The 22,524-nt window shown below is 65.3% G+C and carries 18 protein-coding genes; 7 read left to right on the forward strand and 11 right to left on the reverse strand.

Going from position 1 to position 22,524, the window contains the following annotated elements; translation table 11 throughout:
- Window positions 1-56 precede the first annotated feature (56 nt).
- A complete protein-coding gene (locus WG900_RS19050; protein ID WP_339969783.1) occupies window positions 57-371 on the reverse strand; it encodes a TFIIB-type zinc ribbon-containing protein in 315 nt (104 codons plus the stop codon).
- Window positions 372-474: 103 nt separating this feature from the next.
- Here WG900_RS19050 and WG900_RS19055 point away from each other — a divergent pair, with 103 nt between their 5' ends.
- Window positions 475-876 (forward strand): hypothetical protein, encoded by a 402-nt coding sequence (locus WG900_RS19055; protein ID WP_339969785.1) that lies wholly within the window; start codon window positions 475-477, stop codon window positions 874-876.
- 25 nt (window positions 877-901) lie between these two features.
- Here WG900_RS19055 and WG900_RS19060 read toward each other — a convergent pair whose 3' ends face one another.
- From WG900_RS19060 to WG900_RS19070, 3 genes are all read right to left on the reverse strand, one after another.
- Window positions 902-1,147 carry a DUF1294 domain-containing protein gene (locus WG900_RS19060; protein ID WP_339969787.1) on the reverse strand — a complete coding sequence of 82 codons (246 nt, stop codon included), beginning with the start codon at window positions 1,145-1,147 and terminating at the stop codon, window positions 902-904.
- A gap of 82 nt (window positions 1,148-1,229) precedes the next feature.
- Window positions 1,230-1,742 (reverse strand): DUF1993 domain-containing protein, encoded by a 513-nt coding sequence (locus WG900_RS19065; RefSeq protein ID WP_339969789.1) that lies wholly within the window; start codon window positions 1,740-1,742, stop codon window positions 1,230-1,232.
- Between the two features lie 352 nt (window positions 1,743-2,094).
- Window positions 2,095-3,165, reverse strand: a complete 1,071-nt coding sequence (locus tag WG900_RS19070) for a ribonucleotide-diphosphate reductase subunit beta (RefSeq protein WP_339969791.1) — start codon at window positions 3,163-3,165, stop codon at window positions 2,095-2,097.
- A gap of 318 nt (window positions 3,166-3,483) precedes the next feature.
- Between WG900_RS19070 and WG900_RS19075 the strand changes: the two genes are divergently transcribed.
- Window positions 3,484-3,903 carry a DUF2171 domain-containing protein gene (locus WG900_RS19075; RefSeq protein WP_339969793.1) on the forward strand — a complete coding sequence of 140 codons (420 nt, stop codon included), beginning with the start codon at window positions 3,484-3,486 and terminating at the stop codon, window positions 3,901-3,903.
- Between the two features lie 108 nt (window positions 3,904-4,011).
- On the opposite strand, the gene WG900_RS19080 is transcribed toward WG900_RS19075, so the two are convergent.
- The 4 genes from WG900_RS19080 to WG900_RS19095 form a co-directional block, all read right to left on the reverse strand.
- Window positions 4,012-4,464: a cupin domain-containing protein gene (locus tag WG900_RS19080; protein ID WP_339969795.1), complete on the reverse strand. Its 453-nt coding sequence runs from the start codon at window positions 4,462-4,464 to the stop codon at window positions 4,012-4,014.
- The gene (locus WG900_RS19085) at window positions 4,461-4,907 is read right to left on the reverse strand and encodes a cupin domain-containing protein (protein ID WP_339969797.1); all 447 of its coding nucleotides are present in this window, start codon (window positions 4,905-4,907) and stop codon (window positions 4,461-4,463) included. The genes WG900_RS19080 and WG900_RS19085 overlap by 4 nt, the downstream gene beginning before the upstream one ends.
- Window positions 4,904-5,299: a PepSY-associated TM helix domain-containing protein gene (locus WG900_RS19090; protein WP_339969798.1), complete on the reverse strand. Its 396-nt coding sequence runs from the start codon at window positions 5,297-5,299 to the stop codon at window positions 4,904-4,906. The genes WG900_RS19085 and WG900_RS19090 overlap by 4 nt, the downstream gene beginning before the upstream one ends.
- 275 nt (window positions 5,300-5,574) lie before the next feature.
- Complete coding sequence (locus tag WG900_RS19095) at window positions 5,575-7,503, reverse strand: ribonucleoside-diphosphate reductase subunit alpha (protein ID WP_339969800.1); 1,929 nt, start codon at window positions 7,501-7,503, stop codon at window positions 5,575-5,577.
- Between the two features lie 728 nt (window positions 7,504-8,231).
- On the opposite strand from WG900_RS19095, the gene WG900_RS19100 reads away from it, so the two are divergent.
- The 3 genes from WG900_RS19100 (at window position 8,232) to pbpC (ending at window position 16,634) form a co-directional block, all read left to right on the forward strand.
- Window positions 8,232-8,477: a GlsB/YeaQ/YmgE family stress response membrane protein gene (locus WG900_RS19100; RefSeq protein WP_339969802.1), complete on the forward strand. Its 246-nt coding sequence runs from the start codon at window positions 8,232-8,234 to the stop codon at window positions 8,475-8,477.
- Between the two features lie 137 nt (window positions 8,478-8,614).
- Window positions 8,615-14,359: an alpha-2-macroglobulin family protein gene (locus WG900_RS19105; RefSeq protein ID WP_339969804.1), complete on the forward strand. Its 5,745-nt coding sequence runs from the start codon at window positions 8,615-8,617 to the stop codon at window positions 14,357-14,359.
- Window positions 14,360-14,402: 43 nt separating this feature from the next.
- On the forward strand, window positions 14,403-16,634 hold the full coding sequence (pbpC, locus tag WG900_RS19110) for a penicillin-binding protein 1C (RefSeq protein ID WP_339969806.1): 2,232 nt from the start codon (window positions 14,403-14,405) through the stop codon (window positions 16,632-16,634).
- Window positions 16,635-16,640: 6 nt separating this feature from the next.
- Here the strand turns inward: pbpC and WG900_RS19115 are convergent, their stop codons facing one another.
- The gene (locus tag WG900_RS19115) at window positions 16,641-18,752 is read right to left on the reverse strand and encodes a PKD domain-containing protein (protein ID WP_339969808.1); all 2,112 of its coding nucleotides are present in this window, start codon (window positions 18,750-18,752) and stop codon (window positions 16,641-16,643) included.
- Window positions 18,753-18,903: 151 nt separating this feature from the next.
- Between WG900_RS19115 and WG900_RS19120 the strand changes: the two genes are divergently transcribed.
- Window positions 18,904-19,758, forward strand: a complete 855-nt coding sequence (locus WG900_RS19120) for an SDR family NAD(P)-dependent oxidoreductase (protein WP_339969810.1) — start codon at window positions 18,904-18,906, stop codon at window positions 19,756-19,758.
- Between the two features lie 4 nt (window positions 19,759-19,762).
- Window positions 19,763-20,596 (forward strand): sugar phosphate isomerase/epimerase family protein, encoded by an 834-nt coding sequence (locus WG900_RS19125; RefSeq protein ID WP_339969812.1) that lies wholly within the window; start codon window positions 19,763-19,765, stop codon window positions 20,594-20,596.
- Here the strand turns inward: WG900_RS19125 and WG900_RS19130 are convergent, their stop codons facing one another.
- Together WG900_RS19130 and WG900_RS19135 are read right to left on the reverse strand one after the other, a co-directional pair.
- Window positions 20,597-21,565: a phosphotriesterase family protein gene (locus WG900_RS19130; RefSeq protein ID WP_339969814.1), complete on the reverse strand. Its 969-nt coding sequence runs from the start codon at window positions 21,563-21,565 to the stop codon at window positions 20,597-20,599.
- Entirely contained in the window at window positions 21,562-22,317 is a 756-nt protein-coding gene (locus WG900_RS19135; protein ID WP_417598578.1) for an SDR family NAD(P)-dependent oxidoreductase, read from the reverse strand. Before WG900_RS19135 ends, WG900_RS19130 begins: the two co-directional genes overlap by 4 nt.
- Between the last annotated feature and the right edge of the window lie 207 nt (window positions 22,318-22,524).

Genomic DNA, 22,524 nt, shown 5'->3' on the forward strand with positions numbered 1-22,524 from the left:
AGGTTCGTCCCTTGTAGGACAGCGATAATCCGGCTCCTCGCCGCGCGCCCGGAAGCTCAGTCGAAGATATCTTCGAGCCAGGACTTGCGCTTGTAGGGCTTGCGGTAATGGCCATGGTCCGAGCCATAGGCAGGTGCGCCGGCATGGCCATATCCCTGCGCTTGCGGAGGTGGCGCGGCGGGTGCGGGAGCAGGAGCGGGAGCCACCTGCACAGCGCTGCGCTCGACGATCTTGTCGAGCTCGCCGCGATCGAGCCACACGCCCCGGCACTGCGGGCAATAGTCGATCTCGATGCCTTGCCGGTCACTCATCGCCAAAGGCACGCGGCAGACCGGGCATTGCATGGCGGCGACTTGATCGGGAGAACGCATGGAAGAAACCTCTCGGGCTTGGGGGAACTGCAATGCAGATGGGGGCCGCGCGCCAAGGTTCAAGCCGCTATCGGATGCCCGCCACCTGCGCTACCCTTGCCCCATGAACCGCACCCTCCACCTTGCCGCAGTCTATTGGGCAGGCGTCTTCGCGCTGGCCTTCGGGCTCGGCATCGGGCGGACGCTGTGGCTCGCGCCGCAGATCGGCGCATTCGGCGCGGTGCTGTGCGAGGTGCCGCTGGTCCTCGCCGCATCGTGGTGGTGGGCGCGCCGGCTCTTGCAGCGCCGCTCCTTGCCCAGCCGAGCTTCGGCCTTCGCAATGGGCGCCATCGCCTTCGCCCTGCTGATCGTGGCCGAAGTGGCGCTCTCCGTGCTAGCCTTCGGGATAAGCGCAAGTGAATGGGCGGCAAGCCTTGCGGCCCCGGTGGGAGCGCTGGGGCTGGCCGGGCAGCTTGGTTTTGCGCTGGTGCCGGGATTGGTCTGGGAGGCCGAGCCCACCTGTTGACCGAACGTCGCCCCCGCGCGCGCGTTCAGCCGGTGATCCACCAGCCGATTGCCAAGCCACACGCCACGGTCTGAAACACCGCGATGTTGAAAAGCCGGTTGCCGAACGGCTGTTTGCGCGTCTTGTGATGGAATACCCGCCGCCCGGCATAGGCACCGAAGATGCCGCCGAAAAGCGCGAGCATGAGCAAGGTATTCTCGCTCGTCCGCCAGTGGACCCGCTCAGCCTTGGCCTTGTCGATCCCGAAGGCGGCGAAGGCGAGGAAGTTCATCGCGATAAGGGCCGTGACGACGTTGGCAGGCGTCAGGTAATTGCACGAATGACATGGCAGTGTGACGCGTAAAGCCCCCAGATCAGGGCAGCGTAACGCCCATGTAGTCCGCCTTGCCCAGTTCCACGCCCGCGCTGCGCAGCAGGGCGTAGGTCATGGTGCTGTGGAAATGCAGGTTGGCGAGGATGAAATTGAACAGGAAGTCGCGGCCGATGAATTCCATCTCGCCGCGCGGGCTGGGGAGCGTGATCTGGCGCGTTTCCGCCCCTTCGAGGCTTTCGGGCGTGATGCCTTCAAGCACCGCGATGGTATCGGCGATGCGCGCCTGCAGGTCGGCAAAGCTGCCTTCCTTGTCCTCCATCGGCGCCGGCTCGCCGCCGGCCAGCCGCACCATGCCCCGGCGCGGCACGTCGCAAGCGATCCGCACCTGTGAGGACAGCGGCAGCATATCGGGCACCAGCCGCATGGTCAGATAGTTGGCCGCGTCCGTCCCCTTGGCCTCGGCATGCGCCTCCCCCTTGGCGAGCACGCCCGAAAGCGCGGTGAGCGTGCGGATGATGACGGGGATGGAGGATTCGTAGACGGAGAGGGACATGGGTGGGGTTCCTGTGGAGGTGTGCGCGGCTTGTGGTGGATGCCGTGGTGCGAGGCAAGGCTGGTTTGTGCGGGATCGGAGTGGGAGAAGGGTTCGCACAAAGGCCGCAAAGAAGTGAAGATCGCGAAGGATCAACAAGCCGCCCACCTGATCGTCGCCCCGGGCTTGACCCGGGGCTGGGCTTCATTCCGCGCAGCGCCCCGAAGAAAAGCCTAGGCCCGGATCAAGTCCGGGCCGACGAGGGAGAGCGGAACCGCTTAGCGCTCTTCGCCCCTTCGCGTAGAACTTTTTATCTCACCAATAGTTTTCATGGTCCGATCTATATGGCTGAATGCCGGCTGTTGCTAAGCACTCACTCAGCCGCCACACCCGCGCTGCCGAACATATCCGGCTCGCTCGCCGCATCGACCAGCGCCTCGCCCTCGTCGCCATCATTCGCCGACTTCGCCTTCTGGCGCTTGTCGAAGCTGGACCAGACGGTGTTCCAGTCGCCCTTGGTGGCGCCCTTTGAATATTCGGTGGCGCGGGTTTCGAAGAAGTTGGCGTGTTCTACCCCGTTCAACAAAGGCGTGAGCCAGGGGAGCGGGTGGTCTTCAATCATGTAGACCGAGGGCAGGCCGAGCTGGCCGAGACGCCAATCGGCGATGTAGCGGATGTAGCGCTTGATTTCCTTGGCGCTCATCCCCGGGACCGGGCCTTGTTCAAAGGCGAGGTCGATGAAGGCATCTTCCAGCCGCACGGTCTTCTGGCAGCAGTCGATGATGTCTTCCTTTACCGCCTTGGTCAGGCAGCCGCGTTCGTTGACGAAGGTGTGGAACAGCTTGGTGATGCCTTCGCAGTGCAGCGATTCATCGCGCACCGACCAGGTGACGATCTGGCCCATGCCCTTCATCTTGTTGAAGCGCGGGAAGTTCATCAGCATGGCGAAGGAGGCGAACAGCTGCAGCCCTTCGGTGAAGCCGCCGAACATGGCGAGGGTGCGGGCGATATCCTCGTCCGTGTCGACCCCGAAAGTGTGCAGGTAATCGTGCTTGGCCTTCAGTTCCTCATACTCAAGGAACATGCCGTATTCGCTTTCGGGCATGCCGATGGTGTCAAGCAGGTGCGAATAGGCGGCGATGTGCACCGTTTCCATGTTGCTGAAGGCGGCGAGCATCATCTTGATCTCGGTCGGCTTGAACACGCGGGCGTACTTTTCGTGGTAGCAATCCTGCACCTCTACGTCCGCCTGGGTGAAGAAGCGGAAGATCTGGGTGAGCAGGTTGCGTTCATGCTCGGAAATGTTCTGCGCCCAGTCACGGCAGTCTTCGCCGAGCGGCACTTCTTCCGGCATCCAGTGGATCTGCTGCTGGCGCTTCCAGAAATCGTAGGCCCAGGGATATTCGAAGGGCTTGTAGGTCTTGCGGGCTTCGAGAAGGGGCATGGAATCGGACCTTGAGAACAGAGAGGGAATCAGTGGGCCGCACGCGGGGCGCGGCCAAGCTCTGCATAGTATCAAATCCGGCGATTCCCGCCATCGAAATGTGCTACGCGTTCCTGCGGCATTCGGCGATTATCCACAATATGTTGTGGTGCGCGCCGGAAAGACGCGGACGGCCGCACCGGGCGCTCGCCCGGTCTGTCGCAGGCGGGAAACGGATTGGCTCTGGCGGCGGCTGGCGGCGGAACTTTTGGCCCGCCTGCAGGGTTAATCCGACGTTCGCCAGGCACGATCTGGCGATGAACCCGATGGAGAGAGATCATGACCGACCAGACCCAGCGCCCCCAACAGTCCAGCCAGACTTCGATGCAGAACCAGTCGCAGGATGCCGCCGCAACGGGCCAGCAGCCGGACGGCACCTTTGGCCAGCGCCAGGACACCGCGCAGGGCGGCTATGGCTCGGGCCAGCAGCAGCAGTTCGATGCCGGAGACGCCGGCCAGTTCCGCGACCAGCTGCGTGAACAGATGGACGTGGTCGACGCCAATGGCGAGCACTGCGGCACGATCGATTCGATCGACGGTGACCGCATCAAGCTGACCCGCAAGGACTCAACCGACGGCCAGCACCACTATGTCGAAATGGGTCAGGTCGCCGGCATCGAAGGCGGACAGGTGCGGCTCAATTCGACGAGCCAGGCCGGTGACGCCGATTCGAACGCGGCGGACAACTGGAACAACTGACCGCTCGGGCAGCCAGACAGTCGTCACTCCTGCCGACCCGCGCCTGAGGCGGTGACCGGCGGAGCGGAACGCCCCTTCCCAGCCGGAAGGGGCGTTTCTGCGTGTGGGTCAGACCGTGCGGCCAGCGCCGACGGGATGGGCGGGCACGGTGACGACGGCATAGCGCGCCGGCTGCGGGCCGTCATTTCGCCAGGCGTGAACGACGCCGCGATCGGTGACGAGATCCCCGGCAACAAGGCGCACTTCGCCCGCTTCCAGTTCGAGCGTTACTTCGCCGGCCATCATCACGATGTAGTCGATGGTGTCGGTGGCGTGCGTGCTCGATCGCTCGCCGGGGGCGAGGTCGATGACGAAGAAATTGCAGCCGCCGTCGTGGAACAAGTCATAGGAAAACGCGGCCGGCGCGGCGTCTTCGCGGCCCGAATTGTCTGCCGGGACTGAGGCTGTCCGCCATGCGTAACCGCCGCCATCGAAAGCGCGCACTGGTCCGTCGATCACCGCGCAGGAGCGGCCCGCCCCGTCCAGCCCGGTGACCACGCGCCGGACGGGCGGCTGGTTCAAACTGTGCGACCCTTGCCCACCGGGTGCGCGGGCATCATGACGATTGCGGCGCGCGCGGGCTGGTCGGTGTCATTGCGCCAGCAGTGGACAATGCCGCGATCGACCAGCGTGTCGCCGGCACGCAGGGTAACCTCGCCGGTCTCGGTCATGAACACGATCTCGCCCGAGAGCATGGCGACGCATTCCACCGTATCGGTGGCGTGCCAGAATTCGCCCATCTCGGCCGGGTATTCCATCACCATGAAGCTGGCACCACCGGCGTGCATCTGGTCGAACGAGAACACCGGGAACGGCGCATCGGCGGGCAGGGCATTGTCGATGGGGAGCGCAGGCGCGCTCCACACCATGGCCGCGCCGCCTGCGGAATGGTCCAGTGGCTCGTCGATCAGGATCGCCGACTTGCCGTCTTCGCCCAGCCCGGTGAGGATGCGCCGGCCGCTCACTTCCAGAACCAGCCGGGCTTGAGCGCGCGATCCTTACGGTTGCGCCACATCTGGATGTAGAGCCACAGGCCGGAAAAGCTGAAGAACACCATGGCGAGACCCGAAAGCGTGGCAATGATCGTGCCGAACGGGCCGAAGGTTTCGCCCGAGTGCAGGTGATGCAGCAGGCCGACGTTGAGGCCGCTGGTCTGCGTTGGCTTGGGGCGGCACATCATGGTTTCGGGGCACTTGAAACCGGCCGGAATTGCGGCCTTCTGCGCGGCCTCAGCCGCCAGGTCCTTGGCACCGAACTGCTCCTGCCACAGCGGGATCTGGCTGAGGACGCCCGTCACCGAGATCCACAGGAGGAAGACGCCGAAGAAGACCGAAAGCCAGCGATGCCATTTACGCATTGAATTGAATTCCCTGTTATTTGAGAGCGACCCGCAACCACCCGAAGTCGGCCGCTCCCGCAAGGCGCAAATTGTCGCAAGTTGCACCCGGACGGCAGATCGGCCCGCCGGCGGAGAGCCGTCCGGTACGCCCATCCTGCAGGGTCATCAAAACCGTGAGGACCAGAAGGCCGCCCCGTTCCACTGCGCCTTTTGGACCGCTGCCCGAGCGCCAACAGAACGGTCGCCATGCAAAGTACGACTGGCCCGGTCGGCATCACGCGCCCCGGCCTGCCTTACTGGCAGGCGAGGCATTCCTCGTAGTCGGTCGGGCCGGCGCTGAGTTCGATCTTCGGCGCATCGGCGGTGTTGTCCGCCTCCACTCCGCCGGCAAAGCCCGCGCGCTGCACGGACTTCGAGCGCAGGTAGTAGAGCGACTTGATGCCCTTTTCCCATGCCTGGAAGTGCAGCATCATCAGGTCCCACTTGTCGACATCGGCGGGGATGTAGAGGTTCAGGCTCTGCGCCTGATCGATGTAGGGCGTGCGGTCCGCTGCGAATTCGAGCAGCCAGCGCTGGTCGATCTCGAAGCTGGTCTTGTAGACGGCCTTTTCCTCGGGGCTGAGGAAATCGAGGTGCTGCACCGACCCGGCGTTTTCGAGGATCGAATTCCACACGTTGGTGGAATCCTTCGACTTCGACTGGAACAGCTTCTCAAGATACGGGTTCTTGACGACGAACGAGCCCGACAGCGTCTTGTGGGTGTAGATGTTCGCCGGGATCGGCTCGATGCAGGCAGACGTGCCGCCGCAGATGATGCTGATCGACGCGGTCGGCGCGATCGCCATCTTGCACGAAAAGCGCTGCATCACGCCCATGTCCGCCGCATCGGGGCAAGCGCCGCGTTCCTGCGCGAGCATCAGCGATGCCTCGTCGGCGCGTGAGGCGATGTGCTTGAACATCTTGAAGTTCAGCGCCTTGGCCATCGCGCTTTCAAACGCCACGCCCTTCATCTGCAGGTACGAGTGGAAGCCCATGACCCCCATGCCGACCGAGCGTTCGCGCATCGCCGAATACTTGGCGCGGGCCATTTCTTCGGGGGCGCGGTCGATATAGTCCTGCAGTACGTTGTCGAGGAAGCGCAGCACGTCTTCGATGAAGCGCTCGTCGCCGCTCCACTCTTCCCAGGTTTCCAGGTTGAGCGACGACAGGCAGCAGACCGCCGTGCGGTCATTGCCGAGGTGGTCGCGGCCGGTGGGCAGGGTGATTTCCGAACACAGGTTCGAGGTCGAGACCTTGAGCCCGAGATCGCGGTGATGCTTGGGCATCATGCGGTTCACGGTGTCGGAGAAGACGATGTACGGCTCACCCGTGGCGAGGCGGTTTTCGACCAGCTTCTGGAAAAGGCTGCGCGCATCGATCGTCGAACGGATCGAACCGTCCTTCGGGCTGCGCAGGTGGAATTCGGCGCCATCGCGCACGGCTTCCATGAATTCGTCAGTGAGCAGCACGCCGTGGTGCAGGTTCAATGCCTTGCGGTTGAAATCGCCCGAAGGTTTACGGATTTCGAGGAATTCCTCGATTTCCGGGTGCGACACGTCAAGGTAGCAGGCGGCCGAACCGCGGCGCAGCGAGCCTTGCGAAATCGCCAGCGTCAGGCTGTCCATCACGCGCACGAAAGGAATGATGCCGCTGGTCTTGCCGTTGAGGCCGACCGGCTCGCCAATGCCGCGGACATTGCCCCAATAGGTGCCGATGCCGCCGCCCTTGCTGGCCAGCCAGACATTCTCGTTCCAGGTGTTGACGATGCCTTCAAGGCTGTCATCGACCGAGTTGAGGTAGCACGAGATCGGCAGGCCGCGTCCCGTGCCGCCGTTCGACAGCACCGGGGTTGCCGGCATGAACCACAGCTTCGAGATGTAGTCGTAAATGCGCTGGGCGTGGTCCTGATCGTCCGAATAGGCATCGGCGACGCGGGCGAAGAGGTCCTGGTACTTTTCGCCGGGCAGCAGGTAGCGATCGTCGAGCGTGTCCTTGCCGAAATCGGTCAGCAGGGCATCGCGCGACGTTTCCGTCACGATGGTGAAGCGGCGCGCCTGGATGGAATGCGAATCTTCCTTGGGCTTCTTTGCTGCCTTGGCAACTTGAGTCAGGGCGCCAGCCAGCGCCTCCGCGCCGAGCTTGTCGACCAGCGCCGCGCTTCCAGCATCGCTTTTTTCTGTCATGGGCAAAGCCGGTTGAGCCTCCCTGAGTTCGGACGTCGTTTCGGACAGATCCACGTTTTCCATCACATCATTGTCCGACACGGACGCGTCCCCGTTTCTGAAATCCACTATGCCTGCCCCTGTTCAAACCGTTCGGCCGCGACACACGCGGCAAACCAAGTCCACTGCTTGCGGACCGAATCGAAGGGCAAACCCCCTTCTACCAGCCTCGCCCAATCTTTGGGAGAACAAAAAGGGAAAGTTTTTCCCCAGCCTTGTCCCCCGTTGCGCACCCAAGCTGCGCCGTTCCGCCCTTGACCCGGACCGAATCCACCCGTTCACGCCGAATTTGGCGGCTTGCGGTGAAATCTAGGTCTTGTGGGTACCCCCGAGTGTCGAACCACTACTGATAGTGCCTCATCCTGAATCGCGCGCAAGAGGGTAAATGCTGGCCTAACCCGTTCGGGGCTGGTCCGGTGCGGCCCGCAAAGATTTTTGCGGCGCAGCGACGCGCGGGAAATCCAAGGCTGGTGCGCCGCGCAAGAGTCAAAGTGCGGCCACCAACTTTTTTTCTCCACATCGACGAAGCGAGTCCTGCTTGCGCCCAGTTGAATCGGCACTTGTCGGTGCTACTCGCGTTATGACTGGCGCAACGCAGCGATTGCCGTTGCCGATGGGCGCCTTGCGGGTTAGCCCTTGGTCATCGGGCAGGCTCAGGCCCTGCCCAACAAGGACGGGAGTACAATTCCATGATGAACATCATTTCCTACGCCATCGTCGGCATCATCGTCGGTGCGCTCGGGCGCTTTTTCTACCCCGGCGAGGTCAATATGGGCCTGCTGTGGACGATGATCCTCGGCATCGCCGGTTCGCTGCTGGCGGGCATGGTCACCAATCGCGGCAAGCCGGGGCTCAACCGGGCGGGCATCCTTGCCTCGATCCTGGGCGCGATCGTGCTGATCTTCCTGGGCCGGATGCTCAATCTTGGCGCCTGACCTCATTTTGAAACTCAGGGCCGACTTGAAAAACCTAACAGAATAAGTCACCTGCCCCCCAGCCCCGGGCGTGGACAGCGCAGCCTCTTTAGGAGAAGCTGCGGCCACGAATCACCTCGGGATGGGGGGCACATAATATGCGCGCGCGCTGGATTGTTTCGCTGCTGGCCGTCGCTGCCCTGCCCTTCGCCGCGCAGAGCGACACCACGCCGCAGGTCATCATGGCCACCACGGGCACCGGCGGCGGAGCGGGCGGCGCGGTTGAGCGCTTCACTCTGCGCTTTTCCGAAAGCATGGTGCCGCTCGGAGATCCGCGCGCCGCGCCAGCTGCGACCAGCGATTGCCCTGTTCCCGCCACCGGACGCTGGGTCGACCAGCAGACCTTCGTGCTCGACTTTGCGAGGCCCCTCCCGGGCGGACTGAGCTGCAAGGTCACTTTGCGTGACAAGCTGGCGACCCTGCGCGGCGTCAGTGTGGGCGGCAGCACCAGCTTCCCGATCGAAACCGGCGGCCCTTCGGTGCGCGCCGTGCTCGCCCCCGGCAGCGACGGTGACATCGACGAGGATCAGGTGTTCCTCGTCGCCACCAATGTTCGCGCCGATCCGGCCTCGGTCGCAGCCAAGGCCAGCTGCGCGGTTGACGGCATTGGTGAAGCGGCGGCCATCGACGTACTGCCCACCGACACCGTGGGCCGCGTGCTCGAAGGCATGGGCGAGGATACATGGGCGCGGCGCAGCTTCATGGAAGATGCCGGGCTGCCGGCGAAACTCCCTGCCGATGCGGCCTCGCGCGCCGCGGCGCTGGGCAATGTCATGGCACTGAAATGCCGCCGCCCCTTGCCGCCCGAACGTGACATGGCGCTGGTCTGGCCCAAGACGATTTCCGGTGCAGGCGGCAAGCTCGCCGGCACCGACCAGCGCTTTGATTTTACCGTGCGCAAGGCCTTTGCCGCCAGCTTCGATTGCGGCCGGGTCAACGCCAGCGCCGGCTGCAACCCGGTCACCCCCGCCTATGTCCGCTTCACCGCGCCGATCGCGCGCGACAAGGCGATGGCGGTGCGCCTGCGCATGGCCGACGGCACCATGATTGCGCCAAAACTAGATCCCGACACGCGCGGCAATAGCGAGCTGTCCGACCTTGAATTCCCCGGCCCCTTCCCCGCCGCGACGGCGGCGCAGGTGATCCTGCCGGCGGGCGTGCAGGACCTGTCGGGTCGCACCCTTTCCAACGCAGCGCGCTTCCCGCTGGCCGTGCGCTTTGACGCCATGCCGCCGCTGGTCAAGTTCGCCGCGCAGTTCGGCATTGTCGAGGCAAGCGAGGGCCTGCTCCCCGTCACCGTGCGCGCAGTCGAGCCCGACCTGATCGGCAAGGCGACCACAATCGATGGCCGCTCCGCCCGGATCGCCGACGATGACCGGGTGATCGCCGACTGGCTGCGCCGGCTCGATAAGGCAACACGGCGCGATTACGAGTGGATCGAGCTCAAGGACGGCACCTCGAAAGCGATCAACCACACCGGCGAAAAGCCGCTGCTGAAGCCCGCCGAGGGCACCGCGCTAAAACTGCCGCTGCCCGGCAAGGGCAAGGACTTCGAAGTGATCGGCGTGCCGGTGAAAGCCAAGGGCTTCCACGTCGTCGAATTCGCCAGTCCCGCGCTCGGCCGCGCGCTGCTGGGCCGCAACGTGCCGCGCTATGTCCCCGCCGCCGCGCTAGTCACCGACATGGCGGTGCATTTCAAGTGGGGGCGCGAGTCCAGCTTTGTCTGGGTGACGAGCCTGTCCACCGGCAAGCCGGTCGAAGGCGCCAGCGTGCGGATCAGCGATTCCTGCTCGGGCAAATTGCTCGCCAGCGGGACGACCGACAAGGCAGGCGCATTGTTCGCCCGCCAAGGCCTGCCCGAACCAGAAACCAGCGGCGGCTGCGGCGAGGATGAGAGCCATCCGCTGATGGTCTCCGCCCGCGCGGGTGGCGACATGAGCTTCACGCTGACCACGTGGAACAACGGCATCTCGCCATATGACTTCGACCTGTCATTCGGCGTCAATGCCAGCAACGAGACCATCCATACGATCATGGACCGCTCGCTGGTTCGGGTGGGCGAGGCGGTTCACTTCAAGCACGTGCTGCGCAAGCCCATTGGCCCCGGCTTCACCTATGCCAATGGCTTCACCGGCACGTTCGTGCTGCGCCACAACGGTTCGGAAACCGAATTCAGCCAGCCGGTGACGATCGATGGCATGGGATCGGGCGAGAACGAGTGGACCGTGCCGCAGGGCGCGCCGCTCGGCACCTATTCGCTGCGCTTCGAGGTCGATGGCCGGACGATCTATTCCAGCCAGGACGTGCGGGTGGACGAATACCGCCTGCCGACCATGCGCGCGAGCGTGACCGGGCCAGAGCAGGCACTGGTGCAGCCAAAATCCGTGCCGCTGTCGCTGTTCGTCGGCTACCTTTCGGGAGGGGGCGCGGGCGCGGTGCCAGTGACATTGCGCACCGAATTCAACAGCTGGGGCCGTGCGCCCAAGGGCTGGGAGGCCTATGAATTCGGCGGCGCGCTGGTGAAGGAAGGCGTGCGCCCGCTCTCGATCGAGGGTGACGGCGAAGTGTCCGAACCGCTGCCCTATTCGCAGACGCTCCCCGCCACGCTCGGCGCCGATGGCACGGCCAAGACGGCGGTCGATGTCAGCGCCGCGATCAACCAGACCATCTCCCTGATGGTCGAAATGGACTATCCCGACGCCAATGGCGAAACGCTCACCGCGGGCCGCCGCGTGACGCTGTATCCCAGCGCGGTGCAGCTGGGCATGAAGACCGATGGCTGGCTGATGCGGTCAAGCGAACTGCGGCTCAACTTTGCCGCGCTTGACCTTACGAACAAGCCGCTCTCGGGCCAGATGGTGAAAGTGGAGCTGTTCTCCAAGCAGACCATCACCGCACGCCGCCGGCTGATCGGCGGCTTCTACGCCTATGACAATCAGCAGAAGGTCGAGCGGATCGCTGCCGGCTGCACGGCATCGACCAATGCCCAGGGCAAGGCCGACTGCGTGATCGACGCGGGCGTTTCGGGCGAGGTCACCGTGGTCGCCACAACGACCGACCGAGAAGGCCGCGTGGCGCGCTCCTCCCGCTCGGTCTGGCTGGCCGGTGCGGACGAATGGTGGTTCGGCGGCGATAATGGCGACCGCATGGACGTGGTCCCCGAAAAGACCGCTTATGCCGCCGGTGAAACCGCGCGGCTGCAGGTGCGCATGCCTTACCGCGAGGCGACCGCACTGGTCACGGTCGAGCGCGAGGGCGTGCTTTCGAGCTATGTCACCGAACTGTCGGGCAAGGACCCGGTCGTCGAAGTGAAAATGCCCGCCGCCTATGCGCCGAACGTCTATGTCTCGGTGATGGCGGTGCGCGGGCGGGTGACCGGCGCGCGGCCGTGGCTGACCGAAATGGCGCAGAAGCTGGGCCTGCCCTTCACCAGCGAAGGTCTGCCGCCGACAGCCGCCGTTGACCTTGCCAAGCCGAGTTACCGCATCGGCATGACCGAGCTCAAGGTGGGCTGGGAAGGCCACAAGCTGAACATCGACGTAAAGGCGGACAAAGAGGCTTACGGCGTACGCGAAAAGGCGCAGGTCAAGGTCACCGTGCGCGATCCCTCGGGCAAGCCCGCGCCCAGCGCCGACCTCGCTTTCGTCGCGGTTGACGAAGCGCTGCTGCAACTGATGCCCAACGATTCCTGGAAGTTGCTCGACGCGATGATGGGCGAGCGCAGCCTTGAGGTGGCGACATCGACCGCGCAGATGCAGGTCGTCGGCAAGCGGCACTACGGCAAGAAGGCCGTGGCAGCGGGCGGCGGCGGCGGCGATGCCTCGGGCGTCAACCGCGAGAATTTCCAGCCGGTGCTGCTGTGGAAGGGCCGCGTTGCGCTCGATGCCAAGGGCGAGGCGGTGGTCGAAGTGCCGCTGTCCGACGCGCTCAGCCGCTTCCGGCTGGTGGCGATTGCGACGGACGGCGCGCAGCTGTTCGGCACCGGCGAAAGCACGATCCGCACCCGGCAGGAGCTGGCCGTCTATCCCGGTCTGCCGCCGCTGGTGCGCACCGGCGACACCTATGATGCGGTGTTCACCCTGCGCAACGGGCAGGACAAGCCGATGAAGGTCACCGCCCGGCCGCAGGTCGAAGGTGGGATCAAGGTCGGGGAGGCGCAGACGGTGACGATCCCGGCCGGCGGCGCCACCCGCGTGCGCTGGTCGGTCAAGGCGCCGGAAGTCCCCGGCACGCTCAAGTGGACGGTCGAAGCGAAGAGCAAGGACGGCAAATACCGCGATTCCGTGGTCGCCATGCAGGAGGTTGCCCCCGCCGTGCCGGTCGAGGTCTGGGCCGCCAGCCTGTACCGCGTTGGTGAGGGCACACCGCCGTCGATCATGGTGCCGCAGGGCGCATTGCCGGGCGGGTTCGTCGACATTGCGCTCAGCGACAGCCTTGCCCCGCCGCTCGGCGGCGTGCGCGATTACATGCAGGCCTATGCCTACAATTGCTTCGAACAACAGCTGTCGCGCATTGTCGCCACCGACAATCTGGCCGCGTGGGAAGCGCTTTCCGCCGCAATCCCGACCTACCTCGATGGTGATGGACTGCTGCGGTACTGGCCCGTCGCCAACATGCGCGGATCGACCGAGCTGACCGCCTATACATTGGCGATCAGCTCCGCATCAGGCCTCAAGATTCCTGAGGAATCGCGCGCCAAGATGGTCGCCGCGCTCAAGGGTGTGGTCGAGGGACGCGTCAATCGTGACCGGCCCTTCGCTGCCGATGAGCGACTGGTCCGCGTCGCTGCCCTCTCCGCGCTCGCCCGCGCCGGGGCTGCCGATCCGGGCCTCGTCGCCCGTGTCGACATGGTGCCGGCGCAGATGCCCACCGGCACGCTGGCCGACTGGATCGTAACGCTCGACCGCCTGCCCAAGGCCCCCCGCGCCGCCATGCTCAAGGCCGCTGCCGAGGGCGAACTGCGCAAGCGGCTGGTCTATGAAGGCACCCGGCTCGATCTGTCCGACGCCAATAGGGCACCATGGTGGATGATGGTCAGCGCCGACGAAATGGCGATCAAGGTCCTCGACGCCTCGCTCGGCAAAGCCGACTGGCAGGCCGAGGCGCCGAAACTGATGGTCGGCATCGCCAGCCGCCAGCAACGCGGCCACTGGGATACCACCCCCGCCAATGCCTGGGGCGCGGTCGTGGTCCGGCGCTTTGCCAAGCTCTATCCGGCAAGCGCGATCGCGGGCACGACCACGCTGGCGCTTGGCGGCAAATCGCTGGCGGTACAATGGCCGCGCAAGGACGTTGCAGTACCATTGCAGTTGCCGCTGGTGGCGGGGCCGATGACCCTGTCGCAGGCCGGCGGGGCGGGCCCTTGGGCGACAGTTAGCGTCCACGCCGCCGTGCCGCTGCGCGAGCCATTGATGGCTGGATACCGCCTTGCCCGCGAAGTCACGGTCGTTTCGGCACGCGAAAAGGGCAAGCTCACCGCGGGCGATGTCGTGCGGGTGAAGCTGACGGTCACCGCCACGGCTGACCGCACATGGGTGGTCCTCGCCGATCCGCTGCCGCCCGGGGCGACGGTCATGTCCGGCCTTGGCGGCCAGTCCTCCATGCTGCGCGGCGGTGAAGGTGCCGCCAGCGAAGGGGCATGGCCGGCCTATGTCGAGAACGCCAAAGACAGCTGGCGCGCCTATTTCGACTGGCTGCCGCGCGGCACGACCACGGTGGAATATACCGTGCGGCTCAACGGTTCAGGCCAGTTCACCCTGCCCCCGGCGCGGGTCGAGGCGATGTACGCGCCTGCAATCCGGGCGCAACTGCCGGTGCCGGCGATGACGGTGTGGGGTGGGTGACGCGGACATTCACCCCTCCTCTACAGGGGAGGGGCTATGGAACGTGAAACGCCTCTTCTCCCGCTTCACCGCATGGGTCGCGCGCACCGAGGATGCGCTGTGGCCCCACGTGCGGCGCATGGTGGCGAGGCTGCGGGGCGTGTGCGACTGGCTCTGGCCGAAACTTCGGGCAATCGGCTGGAAACGTGGGCTTCTGGCGTTGCCACTAGTCGCACTGGCATGGCTATACTTCGCCACCCTGCCGCCTTCGCCGCCAGACTTCGACGACCTCAAGGCCGAATGGAAGGCCAGCGACGCCTGGCTCTATGACCGCACAGGCGCGCTGCTGGACGAAGTGCGTGTCGATTTCACGATGCGGCGGCTCGCGTGGATGCCGCTGGACCAGATGGGCGAGCCGCTGCGCGCGGCGGTGATCCATGCCGAGGACCGCCGGTTTGCGAGCCACGGAGGGGTGGACCTGCTGGCGCTGGGATCATTGCTCCGCACCCGGATCGAAGGCGGGCGGGCGCGCGGGGCGTCGACCATCACCATGCAGCTCGCCGCCTTCCTCGCGCCCGAAATCGCTCGCCCCGGCGCGCGCGGCTGGCGAGACAAGCTGCGCCAGATGCGCGCTGCCTGGGCGCTGGAAAGCAAGTGGGAAAAGGACGAAATCCTTGAGGCCTACCTCAACCTCGCGCCGTTTCGCGGCGAGGCGCAGGGGGTGCCAGCGGGCGCGGTGATGCTGTTCGGCAAGCCGCCTGCAAAGCTCGCCCCGCGCGAGGCGGCGGTGATGGCGGCGCTGCTGCCCGATCCCGCCGCCAGCCCGCAGCGGGTGGCCGCGCGCGCCTGCCGCCAACTGGGCGAGGCTGACTGCACGACAATTGAGGCGCTGGCCGCCAACATTGCCGCGCGTGGGCGGATGAAGGCGCAGGACCCCGATCTTGCCCCGCACCTTGCCGGCAAACTGCTCAGCGAACCGGGGATGCGGGTGAAGACCACGATAGACCCGCGCGCGCAGCTTGCCGCCACGCAGGCGCTGCGCCACCAGTTGCAGGGCCTCGGCCCGACCCGCGTGCGCGACGGGGCGGTGGTCGTGGTCGACAATGCCAGCGGCGAAGTGCTCGCCTATGTCGGCGGCGTGGGGCTGGGCTCGACCGCCAGCGATGTCGACGGGGCGGACGCAGCACGGCAGGCGGGATCGACGCTCAAGCCGTTCCTGTTCGCCCAGCTGATCGAGCGCAAGTGGCTCACCGCCGCCTCGATCCTCGACGATTCTCCGGTGCAGCTCGATACGGCATCGGGCCTCTACGTGCCGCGCAATTACGATAATGCCTTCCTAGGCCCGGTGTCTGTGCGCCGCGCGCTGGCCAACTCGCTCAACGTCCCCGCCGTGCGCGCGCTGCTGCTCGACGGGGTGCAGGACTTCCGCGACCGGCTGTGGGACCTTGGCTACAACGGGCTGGAGGGCGACGGGGCGTACTATGGATTCAGCCTCGCGCTGGGATCGGCGGAGGTGACGCTACTCGAACAGGCCAATGCCTATCGCACGCTGGCCAACGGCGGGCGCTGGTCGGCACTGAAGCTGCGCGCCGGGGAGGCCGGCAGCGACACCCGGCAGGTGATCGACCCGGCGGCGGCGTGGATTATCGGCGACATCCTCTCCGACCCTTCGGCCCGCGCCGGCACGTTCGGCGTCGATTCCGCGCTGCGCCTGCCGTTCTGGGCGGCGGCGAAGACCGGCACGTCAAAGGGCATGCGCGACAACTGGTGCGTCGGTTATTCGGACCGCTACACGGTGGCGGTCTGGGTGGGGAACCTCGAGGGGGATTCGATGCGCTCAGTGTCCGGAACCAGCGGCGCGGCGCCGGTGTGGCGCGATGTGATGCTGGCGCTCCACGCGGGCAAGCCCGGCGCAGCTCCGGCCCGACCCAAAGGGGTGGAGCCGCTGCGCGTGACCTTCGCCAGCGCGGGCGAACCGGCGCGCAGCGAATGGTTCATCGCCGGGACTGGGCAGGCGACGCTCGCCCCTGCACCCGAGTTCTCGCGCCGCCCGCGCATCACCAACCCGGCGTCGGGATCGGTCTATGCCTATGACCCCGATATCCCGCCCGATCGCCAGTCGCTCGGCGTACAGGTCAGCGGCGCGGTGACGGGCTACACCCTGTCGCTTGACGGGCGCATTATTCAGGGCAGCCCGGATGGACTGCAATTGCCGATGCTGCCCGGCAGCCACCTCCTCGCCCTGCATGACGAGGGCGGGAAGAAGGTCGACCAGGTGCGCTTTACCGTGCGATAGCGGCGCTTACTTCACCACCACCCGCACCCGCCCGAGGTTGGGAATCCGCGCATAGGGCGTGGTCATGTTGCCAGTCCGGTGCGAGAAGGCCCGCATCGCCACGAAGTACGTCCCCGGCTTGGCGAAGGCATGGCTGGCGGTGAGCGTCACCGTCTGCGCCGCCGCCTTGAGCAAGGCCTTTTCGGCGAATTTGCCCGAACTATCGAAGTCCCATTCCACGCCGACCACCTTGCCGGTGCCCGGCGGCACGGAAATGGTCGTGACGAAATTCACCCGCTGCCCAGCCTTGACCACGGCCCTTGCCGCGCCGTTGACTTTTAGCGTCACGACCGGCTGGACACTGCCTCGCGTGGCCGCCGTTGCTGCAGGAATAACCTGTCCGTCTATGACCTTGTAATTCGTGCTCTGCGGCGGACTTACGCCCTTTTCCACCCAGGCGGCAACGTCGCGCAGCGCCTGTTCGAGCATCGGGTTGTAATTGATCACCCGGGTCGGATCTTCGGAGAACTGCTGCGCGCCGTGGAGCGCGTTTTCGGTGTACCAGATGCGGTAGCGGTTGACGGCATCCGCACCGTAGTGCTCGTCGAACTTGCGGCGATACCAGTCCGAATGCCAGGGCACGGCTTCACGGTCGAGTAGCGAATTGACGGTGATGATCTTGCCGTTGAATCGCCCGGTCGGCACGGTTCCCGCCGCCCCTTGCGCGAACATCGGCCCAAGCAACATTTTGCGCTGCGGGTATAGCGGCTTACCATCGGGACCGCGGAACTGGTCGTAAACCTTGTAGCTGGCGTCGGGCACCTGGTGGCGGTGGAATGTCTGCGCGGCAAGGAAGTTCGAATTGTCGACCCGCACCTCGTCGCCCGGCTTGATCTTGGCCACGGTCCCCAGCCGGGTGACGCCGAGAGTGGCAATATTGCCCTTGAGCAGGCGGATAGCGATCTTCGCGCCCTTGGCCTCGCCCGAAAGAACAACAAGATCGCCGCCCAGAAAGCCGACGTCGGGCGGCGTGCCTTCGAGTTCAAAAGCGACCGTGCGCTTCGATCCATCGTTCACCGCGATGCGCCAGGCGTCTTCTGCCGTTCCGCGCGAAGTGCCGGGGATGCGCAGGTCGGGCATGCCCTTGGCAGTCGCCTCATCCTCGTCGAGCGGATCACGGATCTTGGTGACAAACTGCAGCCGCGCCTTCTTCAGCGATTCCGGCGGATTGAAGCCGAGGTAGCCGGGCTTGGTCCAGAAATCCTCGAAATAGGTGGGGTCGGCCATCACCATGCCCTGATAGAGCGCGGTGAAGGCGTGGACGCCGAACTTGTCGTAATTGAACCAGGCCTTCAGCGGGAAGCCCATGGCGGTCGCTTCCTTCAGCGCGGCGGCCTCCTCGGCATTCAGTCCCTTGTAGGGATCGCCGCTGCCGCCCGCATCCACCGCGTCGATGATCTGCGGGAACTTGGCGTTCAGGATGCGCATGGCGTGCATGCGGATGGTGAAGCTGTTGGGCGCGGCCATCGGCGATCCGAGCACGAAAGGCACGGCCCCGTCCCACACGCCCTTGGTGTTTTCCATCGATCCGAGCGTGCGGTAACCGCCGCCCGATCCGCCGTAGAGATAGCCATAGATCTTGCCCGCGCCGTACATTTCGCTGGCGATCACCCGCGAATATTGCGCGGCGGCGGCATTGGCGCGGAAGGCGGCAATCTTGGGATCGGTGTTGAACGCTGGCCCGGCCGTGGCATTGGTGCCGCCGCTGTTGGTCTCGACGAAATAGCCGCCGGAATCGATCGAGAAGCCGATCTGGTCGAGGCCATTCGTGGGCGCGAGATTTTCGCTATCCGGCACCGGGGTGACATACTGGAAGAAGCGCCGCTCGAACTTTTCCTTGGGCGGCATATAAAGCGAAAACCGCGCTTCGGTGCCCTTGAAGCCGCCGTGGACGTAGCGGTGCCGCACCGGCTTGTCGCGCCATTCGTCGATATCGACATAGGGCTGGCTGAACATCGGATCGGCGGCCGGTGCGTCTGCGGCTACAGGTTCTGCGGCAAGGACGACATGCGGTACTGCCAGCGACGACCCCGCCAGGATCCCGATCAGCAAGGCCTTGCGCATGGCTGCCTGTCGCATCCTTAAATCTCCTATTCGTCTATTTATTCAGCATGACATGCGCCCGGACCCCGCGTCCAGCCGCCCAAGCGATCATCGCCAATTGGCGACAATTTGGCTTTCCCCGCGCCGTGCTTTGCCGCCAGACTGAGCGATCAGGGAGAGAGCAGGCATGACGACATTCACAGGGAAATCGGCGCTGATTATTGGCGCGGGGCAGAACATCGGGCGGCGGATCGCGCAAGAATGGGCTCGGCGCGGCGCGCGGCTGGCCGTGGGCGACATCAGCCGCGACGGCGCCGAAGAAACCGCCGAGCTGCTGCGCGCTGCCGGGGCCGAGGCCCATGCCTTTACCTGCGACGTCGCCAGCGAGGCATCGGTGCTGGCCTGCATCGATGGAGCGGAGGAGGCGCTTGGGGGCCTCGACATCCTGATGAATAATGCCGGCATCCTCTCGGGCGGCAACCCGGAGGACATTCCCCTGTCCGAATGGCAGCGCATGTTCGATATCAACCTGTTCGGCATGGTCCGCGCCAACAACGTGATCGTGCCGCGCATGATCGCAAGGGGAAGCGGCCATATCGTCAACACCGCCAGCTTCGCCGGCTTCTATCCCTTCGCCGCCAGCCGCGTTCATTATGCAGCGTGCAAGGCCGGCGTGCTGTCAATGAGCGAGAACCTGGCGCTTTACCTGATGCCGCTGGGGGTCAAGGTGAGCTGCCTGATCCCCGGCCCGGTGATGACCACATCGGTCGCCGGCATGAAGGAATTCAGCGAGAGCTATGTGATGCGCGCCCCGGGCAGCCACATGTTCGTCAAGAGCCAGCAGGAAACCGCGCGGGTGCTGTCGGACGGGATGGAGGCGGGCAAGATTCTGATCCCGACGCACGAGGAAGGCTGGGAAAGTTTTCGCGAACACGCCGCTGATCCCGATGCCTTCATCGCAAAGAAGAACGCCGAATACCTTGCGGGTGATCCGGGCAAACCGGGGATCACGCAGGACGTGATCGATTCGATCCGGGAGTAGCAGGATGGCCATCAACCGCCTCGGGATCGAGAACCTGACCCATATGGGCATGCCGCCAGTGGATCTGGTGAAGCTGGTCGCGGCCAGCGGATGCACCGGCATTTCCGGCGCGCTCGGGCCGATGCCGCTCGCCATGTTCGGCTATCCGGATTTCCATCCCTATCCCGACTGGTCGCTGGAAAACGATCCGGCGCTGCGGCGCGAGATGAAGGCGGCCATGGCCGATACCGGCGTGCGCATCGAACTGGGCGAAGGATTTCGCGTCGGCGCCGACCGCGATGTGGCGGACTATGCCCACGGGCTCGACCTGATGGCCGAGCTTGGCGCGGTGCGGATCAATGCGGTATCGATGGAACCCAGCCTTGAGCGGACATACGACGAGCTTGCCCTGCTGGCCGACATGGTGATCGAGCGAGGCATGATCTTCACCATCGAATTCGCGCCGATGAACACGATCAACTACCTCGCCAGCGCGCTCGCGGCGATCGACCATATCGGCAAGGGCCGCGCGCGGGTGCTGATCGATGCAATGCACCTTTTCCGTTCGGGCGGCAGCGTGGCCGATGTCGCCGCGCTCGATCCTGACGTGATCGGTTATGCCCAGCTCTGCGATGCGCCGATGGTAGCGCCTGAGGGCCTGCCCTATTTCAAGGAGGCGACGCTGGCCCGCATGGTGCCGGGCACCGGCGAACTGCCGCTCGCCGAATGGATCGCTGCGCTGCCCGCAGACTTGCCGATCGGCATCGAAGTGCCGATGATCGAGGCGCTGGTGAGCGGCCTGCCCGTGGCCGATCACATCGCGAATGTCGTCAAGGCCGCCCGCGCGCTGGGGGCCTGATCAGCCTGCGAACAGCCGCCGGGGGTTATCGACGAACATCGCCTCGATCTGCCTGTCGCTCACCCCGGCCTCGCGCAGCAAGGGCAGCACGTCGTCGTGGATGTGGTGCAGGTGGTGGTTGGGCATAGCGCGGCGATAGTCATCGAAACGCGGGAAATAGTCCGACCAGCCAATGCAGCAATCGTGGCTCAGCGCCATGCGGTCGCCATACCCGCGCCGCACCATCTCGGCGATGGTATCGACCCGCGCCTGCGTGGTCAGCGTGAAGTCGATGCCGAAGCGGTCCATGCCGAGCAGCGAGCCCCGGTCTGCCAGCCGCATCAGGTAATCCAGATCGGCACTATCGCCGCAGTGGCCGATCACCACGCGCGACAGATCCGCGCCTTCCTCGACCAGAACGCGCTGCACCTCCAGCCCGGTGTGTTCTTTGGGCGCGGTGTGGACGGTGATCGGCGTGCGGGTCGCCAAATGCGCCTGCGCCACCGCGCGCATGGTGCGCTCCACGCCGGGACGCAAGCCAGCCGCCTCGATCGCGCATTTGAGCATCCCGGCCTTCACGCCGGTGCCCGCCATGCCGACGGTGATGTCGCGCACGAACAGATCGACCATCGGCTCAGGCGCATCGACCATCAGGCCGGGGCCGTGGAACTCAAAGGGTCCGGGCACGGCATCGAAGGTATAGACCCCGGTCGACAGGATCATGTTGACGCCGGTGCGCTCGGCCACGGCAATCAGGCTCGGCACATGGCGGCCGAGGCCCAGCACGGTCAGGTCGACGATGGTGTCGTAACCCAGCGCCTTGATTGAATTCAGCCTTGCCGCCGCCGCATCGAGCGTTTCATCGGTGAAGAAATCGGGCCGGTAATTGAGCGTATATTCCATGTTCATCAGGAACACGTGCTCGTGGATCAGCACCTTGCCGAGCTGGTCGGCAGCAACGGGACCGCGCGCAGTTTCGATGCTTGTCACGGTGCGATCCAGATGCCGCCGTCGACATTGATCGTCTGCCCGGTGATAAAGCTGCCGCCCGGACCGCAGAGGAACACCACCGCGGCGCCGACATCGTCCTTGCTATTGCCCAGCCGCTTCATCGCGGTCTGGTCGGTCAGCTCGCCGATGAAGCCGGGCTGGGTGTCGATCATGTATTCCACCCCCGGCGATTCCGAGAACGGGCAGACCACGTTGACCGTGATCCCGTGAACGCCCCATTCGCGCGCCGCCACCCGGCTGAGCCCGCGCACCGCCTCCTTCGCCGCAGCATAGGCGCCGAACCCGGCATCGCCGCGCAGGCCTGCCACAGAGCCAAGGTTGATCACCCGGCCCTTGGCGAGCTTCAGGTGCGGGAAGCCTGCCTGCATGCAGTAGAAGCCGCCATGGAAGCCCTGGAAGGCGAGCGCCATGTCCTTGTCGCGCGTGGCCTCGACGCCCACCATCGGCCGCGAGGTGTGGGCATTGTTGACGAGGATATCGAGCCGGCCAAACTTTGCCACCGCCCGCTCGACCAGTGCCTCGCAATCGGCGCGCTGCGACACATCGCAGGCCAGCGCGAGGCCCCTGCCGCTTTCCGCCTCGATCTCGGCGAGCACCGTCTCGCACTTGGCGAGCGTGCGCCCAGCCAGCACGACGCTGGCGCCTGCCGCCGCCAATGCACGGGCAATGCCGCGTCCCACGCCCTGCCCTGCCCCGGTTACAATCGCGACCTTTCCTTCAAGCTGCTGCAACACGCTCTCCTCTCGGCCCCCGTTGTTCCGCGCGATCGCGCAAAGGCCAAGGAGTTTACCGCAGACCTGTCCAATATCGCAGCCGCGCTTGCACTCGCCCAAAGAAGCGTTGAACACTTGGTCAAAGCAATTGGGAGAATGCAGATGGAAGCCGCCCTCCAGGCCCTGATCGACAAGGAAGCCATCCGCGATTGCGTGGCCCGCCTG

The organism is Novosphingobium aquae (genome assembly GCF_037572715.1).
Classification (GTDB): domain Bacteria; phylum Pseudomonadota; class Alphaproteobacteria; order Sphingomonadales; family Sphingomonadaceae; genus Novosphingobium; species Novosphingobium aquae.